This is a genomic window from Paenibacillus sp. 01T424 (assembly GCF_056398745.1).
In genome coordinates, this window is the sequence record NZ_JBFTPZ010000027.1 from 137,237 (window position 1) to 154,881 (window position 17,645).

A 17,645-nucleotide genomic window follows, 5' to 3' on the forward strand; every position below is an offset into this window, starting at 1 on the left:
CAAACGGCGAAACCTTTACGCTTGAAATATAAGGAGGTATAAATGAGATGCACATAAAGCCATTCACGCTTCTTTATATAAAAGCTGCCTTGCTTGCTTAAGTGTAATGCATGAAACTGCCTAGATGGAGAGAAGTCCCGTTTATTAAAAACGGGACTTGTCCTTCTTACGTATGAGATTGTATGTATTTAACTACTTCTCCCACAGTGGTGATAGTCTCAGCATCTTCATCAGAAATTTCCATATCAAACTCGTCTTCTAGCTCCATGACCAATTCAACGACATCAAGAGAGTCAGCGCCGAGGTCATCTTTAAATGAAGCTTCAAGTGTAACTTCCGCTTCGTCTACGCCTAGTCGGTCGATGACGATACGTTTTACGCGATCTACTACTTCGGACATCCGGTTCACCTCCTCCATGGTATTATACGAGAATTAAAGATAAAATGCCATACGTAACCGTTTTAATTCATTATTGCTGAATTATCTGGTGTTACATATACATGCCGCCGTCCACATGAATCGTCTGTCCAGTCATATAGGCTGAAGCATCCGAAGCAAGAAAACGGACTGCGTTTGCGATGTCGCTCGGATCTCCGAGACGGGCAAGCGGAATTTGGCCAGATAAAGATTGGCGCATTTCTTCCGGCAGCTTGTCCGTCATTTCGGTTTGAATAAATCCTGGGGCTACACAGTTAACTGTAATGCCGCGTGACGCAAGCTCGCGGGCACTAGCCTTAGTAAGACCAATGACACCAGCTTTGGCTGCGACATAGTTAGCCTGCCCAGGGTTTCCGAGCACACCAACAACAGAAGAAATGTTGATGATTCGGCCGGAGCGTTGTTTCATCATAGAGCGAGTGACCGCTTTAATGCCATTGAAAACCCCTTTTAAGTTGGTTTCAATGACTTGGTCAAACTCGTCTTCCTTCATACGCATGATTAAATTATCTCTTGTAATGCCCGCATTATTCACTAATATGTCAACCGCTCCGAATTGCTCGATGACTTCCTTGACCATCGCTTCAAATTCATCTACTTTGCCAACATTAGCTTTTATTACAATAGCGCGTCTACCGAGTGCTTCTACAGCTTGCGCCGTTTCAGCTGCTGCCGCTTCGCTGCCTGAGTAGTTAATGGCAACATCCGCGCCTGCCTCGGCGAGGGCAATAGCAATCGATCTGCCAATGCCCCGCGATGCGCCTGTTACGAGTGCTTTTTTTCCTTCCAAGCTAGCAAACATCGAATCCCCTCCATCCTATTGTTCATTCACCTGCAGCGCTTCAAGCGCACTGATGCTGTTAATCGAGATGACGCGTAGATTTTTGTCGACTTTTTTGATGAGGCCGGCAAGCACCGTTCCCGACCCGATTTCCACAAATGTATCAACGCCTTGCTCGACTAAATAACGTACGCTATCTTCCCAAAGGACAGGTGAGCACACCTGTTCTACGAGCAGACCACGTATCTCATCCGCCGATGTTACCGCATTGGCAGTGACATTCGCCACAACAGGAACTTTAGCATCCTTCATCGCTATATCAGCTAATGTCGCTTGAAGATTTACAGCTGCAGGCTTCATTAGGGATGAATGGAATGGACCGCTTACTTCAAGAGGAATAACCCGTTTTGCTCCAGCCTCTTCTTTGCCGCGCTGGACAACAGCATCAACACCTGCTGCAGTACCTGACACCACAATTTGACCCGGACAATTCACATTTGCAAGCTCAACAGCCGAGCCTTCAGCTGTAATTGCCGCACAAAGCGCTGCGAGCGTATCGCGTTCAGCGCCGAGCACTGCTGCCATTGCGCCTTGGCCGCTAGGAACAGCTTGCTCCATAAATTGACCGCGAGCACGGACAGTACGAACAGCATCATCAAAGGATAGGACTCCAGCAGCGACAAGCGCGCTATACTCCCCAAGACTGTGCCCAGCAACATAATCCGGCTTCAGCCCCCGGCCTTCCAACGCTTCCAATAGCGCAACGCTAACGGTAAGCAGTGCTGGCTGTGTATTCGCTGTTTGTTTAAGCGTATCTTCTGGTCCTTCAAAAATAATCTGGCTTAATGAGAAGCCCAATGCCTCATCCGCTTGTTCAAAAATCGCACGGGAACGATCAAACGCATCATAGGCGTCCTTGCCCATTCCGACAGCTTGTGCGCCTTGCCCCGGAAAAACAAATGCTATTTTACTCATAACGTTTCCCCCTTACACACGTATACGGCTCGAACTGCATCAAACAGTATAGCTCGTTTCGCGGTGATATGTAAGCTCGTCATAAGAGGAAAACTTATAACGTCTTATTTTTTCAAAAAGCTGCAACGCTCATACTACCATACCAGAACGGAAGCTCCCCATGTCAAGCCGCCGCCGAAACCTACAAGTACAAGGCGGTCTCCTTCACTGACACGACCCTGCTCAACGGCTTCAGCCAGTGCAACTGGAATGGATGCCGATGACATATTACCGTATTTGTCCAAATTGACCATCGCTTTATCTTCCGACAAGCTTAGTCTGTTTAAAGCGGACTGGATAATCCGAATATTCGCTTGATGAGGAATAAGAAGATCAATATCTTCTTTGTTTAGGCCAGCTTTCTGCAAAGCCTCTTCAGCCACGCTGCCCATAATTCTAACCGCAAACTTGAATACATCATTGCCAGCCATATGAATGAAATGCTGCTTCGACTGGATACTTTCTTCCGATGCTGGAACGCGTGATCCGCCTCCATGAACCTTCAGCAAGTCTCCACCGCTTCCGTCTGCGCCAAGCACAAACGATTGGAAGCCGCGGCCTTCTTCAACCGGTCCAAGTACAACTGCTCCTGCACCGTCACCGAACAAAATGCATGTGTTGCGATCCGTGTAATCAGTAATTCGCGATAGCGTCTCAGCGCCTACAACAAGCACATGCTTGTACATGCCGCTGGCGATCATACTCGTTCCTGTCGCTAGTCCATATATAAACCCGGAGCAAGCAGCCGACAAGTCGAACGCAGCCGCTTGCTTTGCTCCCAGCTTATCTTGAAGCAAGCAGGCAGTCGAAGGAAAAAACATATCAGGCGTAATTGTAGCAACTATAATGAGATCGATATCTTCTGCCGTAAGTCCAGCAGCAGCAATCGCTTCACGCGATGCATGCAGTGCAAGATCGGATGTTGCTTCTTCTGCTGATGCTAGGCGGCGTTCTTTAATGCCTGTGCGAGTAACAATCCATTCATCATTTGTTTCAACCATTGCTTCTAGCTCTTTGTTCGATAAAATACGTTCTGGCACGTATTTACCAGTACCAATTATTCCGACAGGATGTAAACCCATTTCGCACACTCACTTCCCGTTGATTTCTGATGCGATTGTTTCAATTAATTGTCCTTGAATGGCGCTGCGAGCCTGTCTTACGGCATTTTTCACAGCGAGGGCATCCGAGGAGCCGTGGCATTTTACTACAAGGCCATTCAGTCCAAGCAAAGGTGCACCGCCATGCTCCTTATAGTCCATTCTCTTCTTAAGCACACGCAGCTTAGGAAGCATGATTGCCGCAGCAAGCTTCGTTAACAGCGTTTGACCGAAAGCGTCCTTAAGCGAATCAAAAATCGTACCCGCGGCGCCTTCCATGGCTTTCAGCATAATATTGCCGGCAAAACCGTCGCAAACAAGGACATCGCAATTTCGATTTAGAACATCCCTTGCTTCAACGTTGCCGATAAAATTCACTGGAGCTTGCTCAAGCAAAGCGTAAGCCGCTTTAGCCATTTCATTTCCCTTCATCGCTTCAGTTCCCACGTTCAGAAGCCCAACTCTCGGCTTCTCCAGTCCGTGAACCTTTGCACGATAAATGCTTCCCATAATTGCATATTGCAGCAGATGCTCCGGCTTTGCATCCATATTCGCTCCCAAATCAAGCGTAAGAATGCCGACATCATCCATCGTAGGCATCATAGGAGCGAGCGCGGGCCGTTCGATTCCATCCATTCGACCGACGACAAGAAGTCCAGTCGCCATCAAAGCACCAGTATTGCCTGCTGACAGCATAGCATCTGCCTGCTTTTCACGAACGAGCTGTCCAGCAACGACCATGGATGCTCCTTTTTTGCGGCGTACCGCTTTAACAGGCTCATCATCTGGACCAATGACCTCATCAGCATGGCAAATGGTTATATTAGCGGGCTTCTGCCCTTTCATGAGCGGTTCAATAACAGACGTTTCACCAACGAGCAGCAGCTCTGTATCGGGCCACTGCGCCGCCGCGTCAAGCGCTCCTTGCACAATTAAGCCAGGGGCGTTGTCTCCCCCCATAGCATCAATAGCGATCCGCACGTACGTCTCCTCCTTCAGCATCTGTGTCTCCCGCGGACCGATAAATAACAAAGTTACCCTGGAACACCATTTCGTCTCCGACATATGTGAACAGCTCTACCTTCGCCTTGCTTCGCTCGCCCGAAATGGAACGAACATAAGCCTTGGCAATACATTTCTCCCCAAGCTTAACAGGTCGAATGAATCTAATGTCCGCTGTTACGGTAAGTGCAATTTCATCATCTATAATAGCAACGGCAAGTGAATTTGCTTGTGCAAATACGTGATGACCGCGTGCAATGCCCGTTCTGGAGAATACATGTTCTTCACGAATCTCGAATACCGAGATGCCGTTCTTGTCCAATTCCAAATCGACAATATCACCAATCACCTCGTGCAATGCGAGCGAGCGAACGGAGTCGTATGAACGTTCTGCCATCAGCTTCAGACGTTCTCTAAGCTCTGGTATACCAAGCTCCATCCGGTCAAGGCGTATCGTCTGGATGCTTACTTTGAGCAACCTAGTCAGTTCCCGATCCGTTATAAAAGGATTTTCATCAATGTGTCGGGCAAGCTGCTGATGCCGCTGCCGTTTGGGCATTCGTTCGATGTTCGGCACCACCTTTTACCAAATAGTGAATGATAGACAATCTTATATCTGTTCCGCGGCCTTGTGAGGCATCAGTACGATTAGTATATGTATGTTGCTTGATATTATCACCTGGTACTAATTAAGTATATAAAAAAATACGCTCGAGCGCAATGTTGCATAAAAATATAACTGCTTTTTCATCCATTCCCTAGCGTTACACGAATCGATATGAGCAAAAAAATAGCACTTCATCACATGGATGAAGTGCTATCCCAGACATCATTTCTTATTGAGAAATGATCTCTTTTGTTTTGTAATATCCACAAACTTTGCATACGTGGTGAGCCAATTTCAGCTCGCCGCATTGCTCACACTTCACCATGCCCGGTACTGCAAGTTTGAAATGCGTACGACGTTTATCACGGCGAGTCTTGGATGTTCTACGCTGAGGTACTGCCATATTTAACACCTCCTTCAAAAATTCAATCAGCACTACTCTTATTCCTTAAATAGATCCTTTAGCGCTGCAAAACGGATATCAACCTTCTCCGTGGAGCAGCTGCATTTGTGCTCATTTAAGTTCTGTCCGCAAGTCTGACAGAGACCTTTACAATCATTGCTGCAAAGCGGTGCAAAAGGCATGAACAGTTGAAGTGCTTCTTCCACATAAGGCTTCAAGTTCAGTCTGTCCGCATTTACTTCAATGAAATCACTCTCTTCCTCTTCCATATCCTCATCACGGTCTTCGTCAGACGTAGCCCGCTTAAATACTTCAGAGAATCGAATAACCGTATGATCCTTTACCGGTTCAAGGCAGCGTGAGCAGGCAAGCTCGAGATCGATGGCAAGCTTGCCATCCACTTCGATAAACTCTTCGTGCCCAGTTACCTGAAGCGATACATGGAGAGGTCCCGTACGATAAACATCTTGGCGTCCTTTAAAAAGGTCACTAACATCGAGCTGTTCGTCGATTGTAGTTTTCAACCCTTTGGACATTGTTTCTTGAATATGAAACTGCATCAGATCACCCCAAACAAACAAAGATTATTATATCTATCAGACTACTGTTTTGTCAACATTTTCACACGGTTTTTCAATAACACTTGATGCAGACCGTGATTGTGCTCCCTCTCTATGCTATAGTGAAACAACCAACATTTAACAGAGAGAGGATCAAGCGAATGCGCACCGTCGGGCTCATTGTCGAGTATAATCCATTTCACAACGGACATTTGTATCATTTGCAACAATCGCGCAAAATAACGCAATCTGACGCCGTCGTTGCCGTCATGAGCGGCCATTTTCTGCAACGCGGCGAGCCTGCCCTGCTGGATAAATGGGCTAGAACACGTATGGCGCTTGAAGGCGGCTGCGATCTTGTCATTGAATTGCCGGTTGCTTACGCAACACAAGCCGCAGAGTGGTTCGCCTATGGCGCTGTGTCCTTATTAGAGGCGACAGGCGTCGTTGACAGCTTCTGCTTTGGAACGGAAAACGGTGAGCTTGAGCCGCTGCTACAGGCAGCAGAGCTCATTACAAACGAGCCGCCAGCCTTTAAAGCCTTATTGAAGCAGCTGCTTCAAACGGGAATTAGTTATCCGAACGCGTACAGCAGCGCCATCACCACCTACTTATCGGATCAGGGCTATTCCTCTGCCGCTAATTTTCCATTCGCGCTTCCTAATCATACATTAGCGCTCCATTATTTGCTTGCGCTGAAACGGCTAGGCGGCAAAATGGAGCCGCACACTATCACTCGTGAGAAAGCGCAGTACAATCAAGAAACCGCAACCGACAGCCAAATCGCAAGCGCGACCGCAATCCGCAAGCTGCTGCTCGAGAAACGATCTCTTGAGGAAGCGCGCGCTTATGTACCGGAATCCACAACGCGAATCTTGCAGCAGGAATGGGCTAGCGGACGTTGCCCGATCAGCTGGGAGCCTTTTACGAATGCGCTGCTTCACGCGATTGTAACTCGCTCGTCATATGAACTTTCGAACCTGCATGAGATGACAGAAGGATTGGAGCATCGCATTTTGAATGCCCTTCCCAAGCTGCCCTCCCGCCAGTTCGATGACCTGCTAGAAGCTTTAAAAACGAAGCGCTATACGAGAACGAAGCTGCAGCGTTCACTTCTTGCTATTCTGCTTGGACATCAGAAATCTGATTTCACACCGGATAAGCTTGCTTCGGGTGTTGAATATATAAGAGTGCTTGGTTTTACGGAAAAAGGCAAGCTTTTATTACGACGCATGCGAAATTGTGCCAAATTGCCTGTGCTGCAAAGCGCAGCAAGAGCACCAAAGCCCTTCCGTTATTTGGAGCTTGATACACAAGCGAGCAGTGTCTATTCACTAGGCGTACCGGGCATTCATGCCCCGCAATCGTTATTCCGTGATTTTACGGAAAGACCCGTAACCATCGATTCCTAATCGAAATAAATAAAAGTTACCTTTCGTTCCCAGCGAGATAAACTTTTACTTGCTCCACAGCTTCCTTCAGCGTACTTACGCTGACCACTTTCATCGAGGCGTTAAGCGCTTTTGCTTTCGCCTCGGCATCCTTATAGTTATCAGAAGGAACAAGAAACAGCTCCGCGCCTTCCTCGCTTGCAATGACAACTTTTTGCTTTATTCCACCGATAGCTCCGACCTCTCCGAGTGGAGTAATCGTGCCTGTCGCCGCAATGCGATGACCTCCCGACAAATCACCGTTCGTTAGCAGATCAAGGGATTGCAAAGCAAAAACGAGACCGGCCGATGGCCCCCCAATATCGCCTACTTTTATACTGATGCGGTTATTGTGATCCGATGGGTCCAAGCCGCGTTGTTCCGTCAAGTTTACGATGCCCAGAACACTCAAGAGCTGCTCGTTAGTCGAGACAGATTTTAATGTATCCGATGAGTAAGAGACCTGTAGTTGCTGCCCTTTGCGCTCCACATCAAATAAAACGTTTTGCTGCTTATCATACCCTCTCAGCGTCTCAAACAAATCTGCCAAGCTGTTCGGCGGTTTTTCGCCATGAATGCCTAAAAGCTTATCTCCTGCTTTGAATGAACTTTTCAAAGGGTGATCGATAGGATTTACTTCCGTAATAACAACGCTGTTCAGCTTGCTTGCATAGGGTAATTCTGCATAATGATATGCAGCTTCAATCGCATTGTTTTGCGAGCCCTGCATGATGATGCTTAGCCTTTGTGCATACTCTTCTTTTGTGTATCCTTGCAGCACATCTCGTTTGAGATGAACATCCATATTCGAATTCCACATCGATTGAATAGTCCGCAAGAAATTAGGCTCCGTCATTTTCACTGCTGTCAGCAAAAAGTCGCCTTTTCCTAAAGCATCTCCCTTTTCAATCGTTACCATCGGTTTAACAGGTACAGCTATCCCCGGCTCATAAACAACATAGGGCGTTGGAGCATATAACAATACCCACATCAAAGCCGCTGTCGATACAGCGATCGATGCTATTCTGCGAAAATCTGATCGTTGTTTTTGCAATCGCACACCCCGTTCAAACTTCCAATTTGCCAGTCAAATATAGCATTAACTATTCTGAGGCAGACAAGCTACTCCAAATGGTCTATCCATGACTTTATACGCGTACTATTTAACGTATATGATTGTCCATCTCATGATGCCCTAGCCCTGCCTTTCGGCGTGTCGCATCATTTCTATTTTTGCAGAAAATTAAAGGAGTGGAGTAGCATTGGCTAAAACAGTTATGTTAGCGTTCCTGTCCATATTGCTCGTTGTTGCCATCATCATTCAGCCAGATGCTGCGTTTCAAGCTTCGCTTCAAGGACTCACCGTCTGGTGGAATATTGTATTCCCTGGTTTATTGCCGTTTCTCGTATTGTCTGAGCTTATTGCAGCCTTTGGGCTCACACATGCGCTAGGCTCTCTGCTCCAGCCGCTGATGAGCAGACTGTTTAAACTGCCAGGTGAAGCCGCGCTTACGATAGTTCTTGGTTGGATGGGTGGTTATCCCGCGGGAGCAGAAGCGACAGCTTCCTTACGCAAAAGAAACGTCGTGACAAAACAACAGGGCCAGCGGCTGCTAGCCCTCGCTCATATGCCAAACCCATTATTTATGCTTGTCGTTATTGGCGCAGGCTTTCTGCACAAGCCCATTGTAGGTGCCATTATTGCTGCAGCCGTATGGATATCCGCGCTATGGGTCATGTTTATAATGACGCTGTTCAGCCGTAAAGAGAAGCCAGGTCAGGAGCGGTCAGGTCAGGAGCGGTCAGATCAGGAACAGCCTGGTCATCAACTAGGTCAGAAACTATCAGCCACAGCCAATGACGTGGAGCATCGCAGCACTATCCTTCATCGTGCAGCAGAGGCATTTCGCCTCGGAAGAGAGCAGGATGGCCGCAGCTTCGGCAAAGCGCTTGGCGATTCTGTTGCAGCAAGCGTTCAGAAGCTTATGATGATCGGCGGATTTATGATTTTTGCAGCTGTGCTTGCAAAATTATCAGAGCCGCTGCTCTCTCCTTGGCTGGATAAGGCTGGGCTAAACTTTATTAGCCAGGCTTTTTTTGAAGGTCATATGGGTGCTTATGCGGCTGCGATCTGGGATGCTCCCGGAGCCGGTATGCTCGGAAATGCTGCCGCTATCGCAACTGTGCTTGCATGGAGCGGACTAAGCGGCATTTTACAAGCTGGATACTCCATTACGGGGACGGACCTTAAGCTGCTCCCATTCGCATTATGGAGAATCATTCATGCTCTCCATGCCTGTGTATTTATGATCATTCTGTGGAAGCCGCTCACTTCAATGCTTCGTCCGATACTCGCACCTGGAGCAACGCCAACGTTGGCGCCATCTGATCCTTACTCTATGCAACACACTGTCGCTGCAATCATAAACGCAAATGATTTACCATTTTTATGGCAGTTCTCCATATCAGCCTGCATCCTACTTACTTTTTTGGGACTGCTTGTATCCCTCATACTTCTGCCATTCCGGAGAACAGGTAAATCGATATAATCCAAAATAAGATAAACAATGGCTTTTTCAAACATTTATTTAAATTTTCGAGTTATATTTCTCTCTTAGCTGCTTCTCCACAATTGGCGGTACCAGCTCATGCACTGCGCCGTGAAATTGTGCGATCTCTTTGACGATGCTCGAGCTTAAGTAGGAATACTTCGGATTCGTCATCATAAACATCGTATCTATTTCATCATCAAGCAAATGATTAGTTGAAGCGAGCTGCAGCTCGTATTCAAAATCAGTTACCGATCGAATGCCTCTAATAATGACATTTGCTTGCCGTGTTTTCATAAATCGAACGAGCAAATCCCGGAAACTGTCAATTTCCACATTTGGAATATCGCGCGTCACTTCTGTAAGCAGCGCCTTGCGCTCCTCCACGCTGAACAAAGGATTTTTACTCGAATTGTTCAATACAGCAACGATTAACCGATCAAATTGCTTGGCAGACCTTCGAATAATATCCAAATGGCCATAAGTTACAGGGTCAAACGTGCCTGGATATACAGCAACGCGCTCTTGTTTATTCATTAACATCGGATTCACTCCCGTCTTGATGACTGTCATCGCTGTAATATTGATATATAGAAACGGCAATATCCCCGTATTTCGCATGCTTCAGTTGGTCAAAATATTTCAGCTTCTCCGGGTAACGGTGAGCTGCATCATGCTCGACTACGATAATCGCATCAGGCTCAAGCATCTGATTTTGGGCAAGCTGCGTCATAAGACTATCCATCGTAATCATTTTGTATGGCGGATCAAGAAAAACAAGCCGGAACTTTTGCTCCCGCTTCGCTAGCGCTTTCAATGCGCGCTCCGCATCATTTTTATAAATTTCAGCAGCGCTTCCCATCTTCGCCGTTTCAACATTTTGACGAATCGTATCAATGCTTATTCTTTCCCGATCAACAAAAACAGTATGTTCTATGCCTCTGCTCCAAGCCTCGATACCTAATCCACCTGTACCTGCGAACAGATCCAGCGCTATTCCTCCGTCAAAGTAAGGTCCGATCATGCTAAAAATAGCTTCCTTAACCTTATCCGTTGTCGGTCTCGTATTCATACCAGGCACAGCCTTAAGCGTGCGGCCCTTGGCCTCGCCCGCAATGACTCTCACTTGCAATTGCCCCCTTCTATCTCATTCCCGCCTATCGTACCATAGAATCCCGTTCATAATAAAGCAGTTGCATCTCGAAAATTGTGGACGCCGCTGACCTATATCTGTACGCCGATATTTTTTTCATTTTGAACAAGTATATTTACAAGTAATAAGGACAAAATAAATTTATCGGCGTCGCAAGATGTCGTAGACAACCGCGGAGAAGACTTACGTTTCCCCATAAGCTCTTCGTCCGGTTTCTCCTCTCCCATGAAAAGGGCGCTCCGAAAGGGGCGCCCGATTTTTTTGTTTAAATCCTTGTTATATCAAGGTTTATTTGAGTTAAATTGAATGCAATCTATATTCCTGTCCACCAATTGTCCACCAAAATTATTGTTGAGATACATTTCACTACTATCTAACAAAATAAGTCGCTTTCTGTCTGGAATACTCCATTTTTTATAACCTTACTTACTATACGTTTTCGAATCCCTTCCGGGACACCATTAAGAACTACCTCGATCATTTTAATGATTTACATAAACCCGTTAAAGTCTTGAATAACAAGGATACACTTTTTTACACCCTTGTTTATTGTACATAAAGATAAGAAAAAGCCCTTATTATTTATAAGGGCTTTTCGGCTTCTTCTATATAATTAACTGCCTGCCGACTATAACTTCATTATATCCATCTACGGAACTTTAATCACATTCCCATGATTTACTACATAAGCCGACTTTGTTCGCGAGTCCATCTTTGTTATTTTTCCAATCACAGGTCGATCCCAGTTCCAAACGATTAGCTTTATCTGCAATTCTTCTTGTTAAGCTTCGATCACAAGCTCACCCTCACTCCAATGAGAACACCTCTCCACCCCATTTTATTTATTGATGTTGCTTCAAATTTCTTACAATGTATCACGAAAATAGGACTTTCGATGTAAAATTTCGAACTCTTCTAATCAGTTTTTCTGCTTCCAACGCCATAAGTATTTACATTAATTTGCTGTAGATACAGTTTCGATTCCAGTAAGATAAACTGTAACAGCTTCTAACTCATCTATGCACTCAACCTTACCAGAAAGAAGTATAATGTTGTTAATGGTTTACCCATGTCGTTCATCTTTGTTCATCTCTCATGATTTTCAATATTCAAATCGGAACTAATAATAAATCATTTCGTATTTGTCATTAAGGGAGTTGGTATAATGTTCATATTAATTCTTGGTATTGCTATTTTAACACTCGGGATATATTCGATAAAAAAACCTAATTCTTGGTTATTTAGGCGGATTGGTGACGATTCTGAAACGAGTGACAGCCAACAGACTTTTAACCGAGACCGCGGTTTAGTAATTTTGATTATGGGAGTTATATTTCTCGTAGGTGGCCTTCTTAACGTAATTAATTATCCCGTATAACCTCAACAAGTTATTCTGTTTTCATGCGGTACTATTTAAAGTTGGTACTCACTCCTTACTAAAAATTTCTGTATCATGGGATCAAAAGGAGTGATCCATGATGCAGAAAGTAATGAAAGTAATAATAATCATATTAGGAGTATTTATCGTTCTTTTTTACGCATACTTATTTGGATTATGGTATATCATTCGTAACGTTTCATTTGCTCCTTAAAAGTTTTTATGTGAAACCTCTTCATGATCCTCGATATTCAAACGGTTAATTGAAACCAAATTAAAATCCGTGTTACACTAAACGTAATATAATCCATGAAATGAAGGGATAACGCCATGTTATTTTACAAATTACAGCCAGCATTTAAATTAATCGCTTTAGGACTTACTGCCTTCGGATGTTACATTATTTATAATTTGTTATTCTAATGGTTTTCAATGTTCATTCTTGATTATTAAAATCTTCCTCGTCATCTTTAATCATGATAGGATTCTACTCCGATCCGTAAGCCGCACAAACCAAATCATCACCTACTCGTTAAAACGATATCCCAAATCGTAATATCTTTTTGCTGGATGCATGCAATACCTCCTCATGACCCTCGCCTTTTTAAACACTTCATACACATAGCCTACCTTTATCATTCACATTAAAGCGTTATTCACCATTTTATTAAGATCCATTGTCATTTAAATACACTCTCCTCATTTTTGGTTTAAAACAGATCATTATTGTGCCACCCACCTATGGCATGCGCCGAGGTGAGATAGCTGGCTTAGGATGGTCTAAAATCAACCTTGAGCTAGCCCATATTTATATTACGCTAACCATACCACAAATAAAAAACAGCTCACCAGTCTGAACTGTGACCCATAAGAGGGCACTTTTTTCAAAGTGTCCTTCTTATGGGTCACAGTTCAACTTGGTTGCTGGGCTATTTTCTATTTAGATGCTCTTAGCGCTACGGCCAGCTTGCGCCAGCCTTCTGCTTTGAAATTAAGAAAATTTTTTATACTACCATGGCATTACGAATAAATAGAACAAATGAGAAAAACCTTGCCTTATTTCGTACCATTTCGGACATGTGAAAGGTCTGAATAATCTTATTTTATATTCTTTATAGGCTACTCGCTATCTAACCGAAAGGGGAAGATCTCCTCTTCCATGAAAAGGGGGCCCTATTTTTTGTATAAAGCCCCATGATCCCAATTCCAAATAATTAATATCAGTTCTAACTCATCCTGTTGAGATTCAACTTTCCTCTTTCATTTTTAACCCATCTCTCGTTGGCCGTTGTGATCCTTTTGCCAACCTCTTCTCTTCCAGTTAAATGGTAACTAGTCAATATTAATGATATAACCATGCCTAGCAATGCTTTGATTTTAAAATAATAAAGAAGAATCTTAAATAAGAGAGAGAAATAAATAAATTAGGTGTACAATACTAATAGACTCCTGTTAAGGAGTAAAATTAGATATGAGGTGTTCCCTTGATTCCAGAAGGTATTAATTGTTCCGTGTTTTTTGATGAAATTAAACAAAAACCAAAAAGTAACTCCACATTATTAATAAAAGGGATTGTCAGTTCGGGGTTTAAAATTAAAATGAACTTGGAGTACTCAGGGGTAGAGCTTATCGATAACAGTAACGCCATGATGCCGGATGAAATTTTGAATTTATTGAATGAAGATTTAAATGAAATTTTCGGAAATGGACCATTTGATAAGAAAGTATTAAAACAAGAAATTAAAAACCTGAATATGCTGTATTATGTAAGATATAATGGTAAAGCATATCGAAGCGATGAATGGGATGCTATGCAGCCAGAAGACTTTGCACAAATGTAATAAACGCCATCATTTATAACGATATCGAAAATCCAAAGCACATGCAAAAACAGGAAAAAAGCCTCCCTACTATTATGGAGACTTCTCCCTGTTTGTGAGACAAGAATCGCAACCAGTTGTCGAAATCCTGTCGGTTTTAGCTCTCTGCCTATGGCTTTTCATTGACTACAAATTAGGGTCTCGACCAACTGTGTATTATCAATTCCGTTTAGTTATATCTGCAGATCCTTCAGCACCATCCCCCTTGTCATATCGATACGCCTCTCAAAATAAGAAAACCCAATTAAAAAAAAGATACAAGGATTTTTAAAATAATGAAATATCCAGGAAATGCTTTTTTTCTTATTTAGGGTAAGGCTCACCATAATGGGTCTAACGGCGAATAATTCGCGCGATTCCCCTTAAGCAGTACTCGAATTGTTCAATGAACTTTTAACATTTTATAATTTTTAAAGTATTCAAGAAAGACCAGTAGAATATAAGCAAGAAACTTTTATAAAGGCTGCTGAGTCCTTTAGTTAATTAGATCCAAGCAATGAAATAAATCCTCCTCTGAATAGCTTTCGAGGGGGATTTTCTAAATCTCATTATTTATTTTAAAGATGTAAAAAGAGGAACCAATTGTTAGGCACGCCAAATGTGTTTGAAATCAATCCAGCCGAGCGAATTGATCCGAACTCCTTTTAAAGAAGGATGGTAGTCGGTATAAAATTTACTATGAAGCAAGAATAAGACCTGGTACTCCTCTCGAATTCTCTCTTCAATTTCTGTGTAAATAGCCATTCGGTCTGGCGAATTCCTGCAAGCAAGCGCTTCATCAAATCGATCAAGTGTCCAAACCGACAGCTCTGGCGCCATCAGTCTCTTCAAGAAGCTGTCTTCCTGTTCACAGCTCTCGATCAAACTAACCTCATCCTCAGGAAATACGAGCGAATACAGCGTCATATCAACCTCGTCCAGCACATTCTCCGGTGACTCAACACGAACTTGCATCTTAATGCCATAGTCGGTACACTGCTTCTGAATCCATCGGGCATCAGCCTCATTACTCGTATGCGAACATAACGTAATCGGCGATTGATCGAATCCGTATCGGATAATCTGCTTGCGCAGCTCCTCATCACAACCTGTTTCCCTTATTCCTTCAAAAGGTTCTGATTTAGGGAAAAAACCTTTGGCCGGCATATACCGGTAGCCTCCAAGTTCGCGAATCATTCGATTCCGGTCAAGCAGCTGATCTAAAATAGTGCGGAACATCTGCGACTGCTGAAGCCCTGCTCTCTGCATGTTAAAGCTCAGCATACTCGTACAGACATTCTTGGATTCAAGCTTGATCCAGCCGTCCTCTTCCATCACAGCCTGCTGCTTCGGATCACAGATCAGCTGCTTCCAACTTGCCACATTGGCCTTAAGAGCTTCATGCTGCGGTACATGTACGATTTCGACCTGGTCCAAATGAGGACGTGATTGAAAATATTGTACATTTGCTTCAAGCAGCAGCCTTCCACTGTTCCACTCTTCAATCTGGAAAGGGCCTGTGCCAATGGGACGCTTCCAGAACATCTCTTCGCTTTGCCCCAGCAGCCCTGAAGGCAATATTGACATTACAACGGAGCAGGCATATTTGAGAAATAACCAGTTGGGTTTATGCAATTGAATGCGTACAATCCGTTCTGATATGGCTTCGACTCTGTCCAGCGACCGCATAATCCAGCTATTCAGTTTTCCGCTTCTCAGACGTTCTATCGTAAAAACAACATCAGCTGCAGTAAGTTCAGTTCCGTCATGGAATAATACGCTTTTCCTCAGATGAAAAGTCCATACTGTAGCATCCTCATTGCATTCCCACTCATGGGCGATACCGGGCAATATCCGGCCCGTATTCTCCTCCAGCACAACAAGTCTGTCACAAATCTGCTGAATGATATGCGCATCAAATGAAAAGATACATTCTGCCGGATCCAAAGTCATGATCGTCCTTGTAATAGGAAGGCGCAGCACATCGGCCAGTTTCCCCTGCTGTTTGTGGAAGCCAAAGCTGCCTCTCATCCACTCCATAAATTTCTCATTGGCCGCCGTTCCTTCCCCAAAGTTCTGGAGAAGATGAAAAGCCTTATTATAATCACCGTCTTCGGCATATTGTCGTGACAGATCCAGAAGCAGCTTCTCCCGGTCTTTCCGGAAAGTAATCTGTGATCGGTTGCCCCTGCCTCTTCCTGCCTTCCACTCGATGAAGCCTTCCTCTGACAGTTTGCGGAGGACAAGCTTGGCATTTCGTTCCGTACAATACAGCGCCTCAGCTATTTTCTCAAGTGATGCCTCCGCCGCTGCCCCAGCTCCAAGCTCACTCGCAAACCGCCCGTACAGCGTTAAATAACGTTCAATCGTTAACATCGTAATTCCTCACCTCACTTAAAAGAGGAAATCTATTGAGCATATTCTACACTCTTTACACCTTTCTTTCACCTGTATAATGAAATTAACAAGCGAGGTACCCTAAACAAATTTCGATTTTACGTTTTGCTATGTCGAACAAATAAAAGGCAATATTTAATTAATGATATAGTACTATCTCCCTTGAACGAAATATATTATGTAATCGTTTTAAAAGCTTACCATAACCAACTAAACTTAATTTACTTAAGAATTTGACGTTTTTAATACCTGTTTACAGTGACTGATTCGCAAATTCGCAGGAAAACATCCTGACGGCTCTTTTTTCTGATTTACTTTTAATTTTATACTACTTATCAATCTATCATTTCAATGTATCTCAAAAAAAGGCATCATTTAAGTCACAATCTATCATCCTCCAGCATTTGATATAGAGTCTAGTGAAAGCGAGGTGATAGATATGTCTTCTGTAGGTATTCCTTTAGAACCTGATTTAGTATTAGTATCCTGGACAAGAAACCCGCTTATCCCCGGTTCTGCTCGCAAAATTACTGCTTCCCGTGTCATCGGCAGTGCTAAACCTTGTGAAAGCAAACTAACTTCAGGCTCGCTCCTTATCCCTGCAATAAAATGCTTGAAGAAGAACGGCTTTATTGTAGTTGTTAGCAAGAGAACAACAGCTGTATCCGGCTATTTACTGTTACAACGCGGATAGCATGATTTTTATTTATGATTTGATTTATGAATTGGCTCTTCATCAGGGCCCTTTTTTTAGTTTTTGCTCATTCCGGTTCTAACGATGTAACACTTTAGATGAAGTCTCAATTTCTGACTCTACATCAATCCAATAATATCAGCTTATTTTTTGCTCAAATTGTGTATTCATACTTTGTTTGGTATGTTAAAATTTAGTGGAATTATCAAAGAATTTGTCGAGAGAAGGCATTGTTATGAGTAGAAATAGAAATAGAAGTAGAAATTCCTACATATGTCC

Annotated in this window: 16 protein-coding genes; 4 read left to right on the top strand and 12 right to left on the bottom strand. The window is 43.8% G+C overall.

Annotated features, from left to right (window positions below):
• Positions 1 to 166 precede the first annotated feature (166 nt).
• From AC1DPK_RS20275 to AC1DPK_RS20310, 8 genes are all read right to left on the bottom strand, one after another.
• Complete coding sequence (locus tag AC1DPK_RS20275) at positions 167 to 400, bottom strand: acyl carrier protein (protein WP_053375686.1); 234 nt, start codon at positions 398 to 400, stop codon at positions 167 to 169.
• A gap of 91 nt (positions 401 to 491) precedes the next feature.
• The gene (gene fabG / locus AC1DPK_RS20280; RefSeq protein ID WP_076268333.1) at positions 492 to 1,241 is read right to left on the bottom strand and encodes a 3-oxoacyl-[acyl-carrier-protein] reductase; all 750 of its coding nucleotides are present in this window, start codon (positions 1,239 to 1,241) and stop codon (positions 492 to 494) included.
• A 15-nt stretch (positions 1,242 to 1,256) separates the two neighbouring features.
• The gene (fabD, locus tag AC1DPK_RS20285; protein WP_441881323.1) at positions 1,257 to 2,195 is read right to left on the bottom strand and encodes an ACP S-malonyltransferase; all 939 of its coding nucleotides are present in this window, start codon (positions 2,193 to 2,195) and stop codon (positions 1,257 to 1,259) included.
• A gap of 134 nt (positions 2,196 to 2,329) precedes the next feature.
• Entirely contained in the window at positions 2,330 to 3,316 is a 987-nt protein-coding gene (locus AC1DPK_RS20290; RefSeq protein ID WP_076268331.1) for a beta-ketoacyl-ACP synthase III, read from the bottom strand.
• A gap of 9 nt (positions 3,317 to 3,325) precedes the next feature.
• Positions 3,326 to 4,315, bottom strand: coding sequence for a phosphate acyltransferase PlsX (plsX, locus tag AC1DPK_RS20295; RefSeq protein WP_430054995.1), 990 nt, complete (start codon positions 4,313 to 4,315; stop codon positions 3,326 to 3,328).
• Complete coding sequence (gene fapR, locus AC1DPK_RS20300; RefSeq protein ID WP_441881325.1) at positions 4,299 to 4,895, bottom strand: transcription factor FapR; 597 nt, start codon at positions 4,893 to 4,895, stop codon at positions 4,299 to 4,301. Before fapR ends, plsX begins: the two co-directional genes overlap by 17 nt.
• A 277-nt stretch (positions 4,896 to 5,172) precedes the next feature.
• Complete coding sequence (gene rpmF, locus AC1DPK_RS20305) at positions 5,173 to 5,346, bottom strand: 50S ribosomal protein L32 (protein ID WP_006036546.1); 174 nt, start codon at positions 5,344 to 5,346, stop codon at positions 5,173 to 5,175.
• A 38-nt stretch (positions 5,347 to 5,384) separates the two neighbouring features.
• The gene (locus AC1DPK_RS20310) at positions 5,385 to 5,906 is read right to left on the bottom strand and encodes a YceD family protein (RefSeq protein WP_477511438.1); all 522 of its coding nucleotides are present in this window, start codon (positions 5,904 to 5,906) and stop codon (positions 5,385 to 5,387) included.
• Positions 5,907 to 6,067: 161 nt separating this feature from the next.
• Here AC1DPK_RS20310 and AC1DPK_RS20315 point away from each other — a divergent pair, with 161 nt between their 5' ends.
• Positions 6,068 to 7,318 carry a nucleotidyltransferase gene (locus AC1DPK_RS20315; RefSeq protein WP_441881330.1) on the top strand — a complete coding sequence of 417 codons (1,251 nt, stop codon included), beginning with the start codon at positions 6,068 to 6,070 and terminating at the stop codon, positions 7,316 to 7,318.
• 16 nt (positions 7,319 to 7,334) lie between these two features.
• Here AC1DPK_RS20315 and AC1DPK_RS20320 read toward each other — a convergent pair whose 3' ends face one another.
• A complete protein-coding gene (locus AC1DPK_RS20320) occupies positions 7,335 to 8,390 on the bottom strand; it encodes a YlbL family protein (protein ID WP_477511439.1) in 1,056 nt (351 codons plus the stop codon).
• A 208-nt stretch (positions 8,391 to 8,598) separates the two neighbouring features.
• On the opposite strand from AC1DPK_RS20320, the gene AC1DPK_RS20325 reads away from it, so the two are divergent.
• Positions 8,599 to 9,885: a nucleoside recognition domain-containing protein gene (locus tag AC1DPK_RS20325; RefSeq protein ID WP_477511440.1), complete on the top strand. Its 1,287-nt coding sequence runs from the start codon at positions 8,599 to 8,601 to the stop codon at positions 9,883 to 9,885.
• A gap of 39 nt (positions 9,886 to 9,924) precedes the next feature.
• On the opposite strand, the gene coaD is transcribed toward AC1DPK_RS20325, so the two are convergent.
• On the bottom strand, positions 9,925 to 10,428 hold the full coding sequence (gene coaD / locus AC1DPK_RS20330) for a pantetheine-phosphate adenylyltransferase (RefSeq protein ID WP_477511441.1): 504 nt from the start codon (positions 10,426 to 10,428) through the stop codon (positions 9,925 to 9,927).
• Positions 10,415 to 11,011, bottom strand: coding sequence for a 16S rRNA (guanine(966)-N(2))-methyltransferase RsmD (gene rsmD / locus AC1DPK_RS20335; RefSeq protein ID WP_477511442.1), 597 nt, complete (start codon positions 11,009 to 11,011; stop codon positions 10,415 to 10,417). The genes coaD and rsmD overlap by 14 nt, the downstream gene beginning before the upstream one ends.
• 2,889 nt (positions 11,012 to 13,900) lie before the next feature.
• On the opposite strand from rsmD, the gene AC1DPK_RS20340 reads away from it, so the two are divergent.
• Positions 13,901 to 14,257 (top strand): hypothetical protein, encoded by a 357-nt coding sequence (locus AC1DPK_RS20340; RefSeq protein ID WP_339208874.1) that lies wholly within the window; start codon positions 13,901 to 13,903, stop codon positions 14,255 to 14,257.
• A 624-nt stretch (positions 14,258 to 14,881) separates the two neighbouring features.
• Here the strand turns inward: AC1DPK_RS20340 and AC1DPK_RS20345 are convergent.
• Entirely contained in the window at positions 14,882 to 16,651 is a 1,770-nt protein-coding gene (locus tag AC1DPK_RS20345; RefSeq protein ID WP_477511443.1) for an ABC transporter substrate-binding protein, read from the bottom strand.
• 460 nt (positions 16,652 to 17,111) lie between these two features.
• Here AC1DPK_RS20345 and AC1DPK_RS20350 point away from each other — a divergent pair, with 460 nt between their 5' ends.
• Positions 17,112 to 17,366 carry a hypothetical protein gene (locus tag AC1DPK_RS20350; protein ID WP_339208871.1) on the top strand — a complete coding sequence of 85 codons (255 nt, stop codon included), beginning with the start codon at positions 17,112 to 17,114 and terminating at the stop codon, positions 17,364 to 17,366.
• Positions 17,367 to 17,645: the final 279 nt, after the last annotated feature.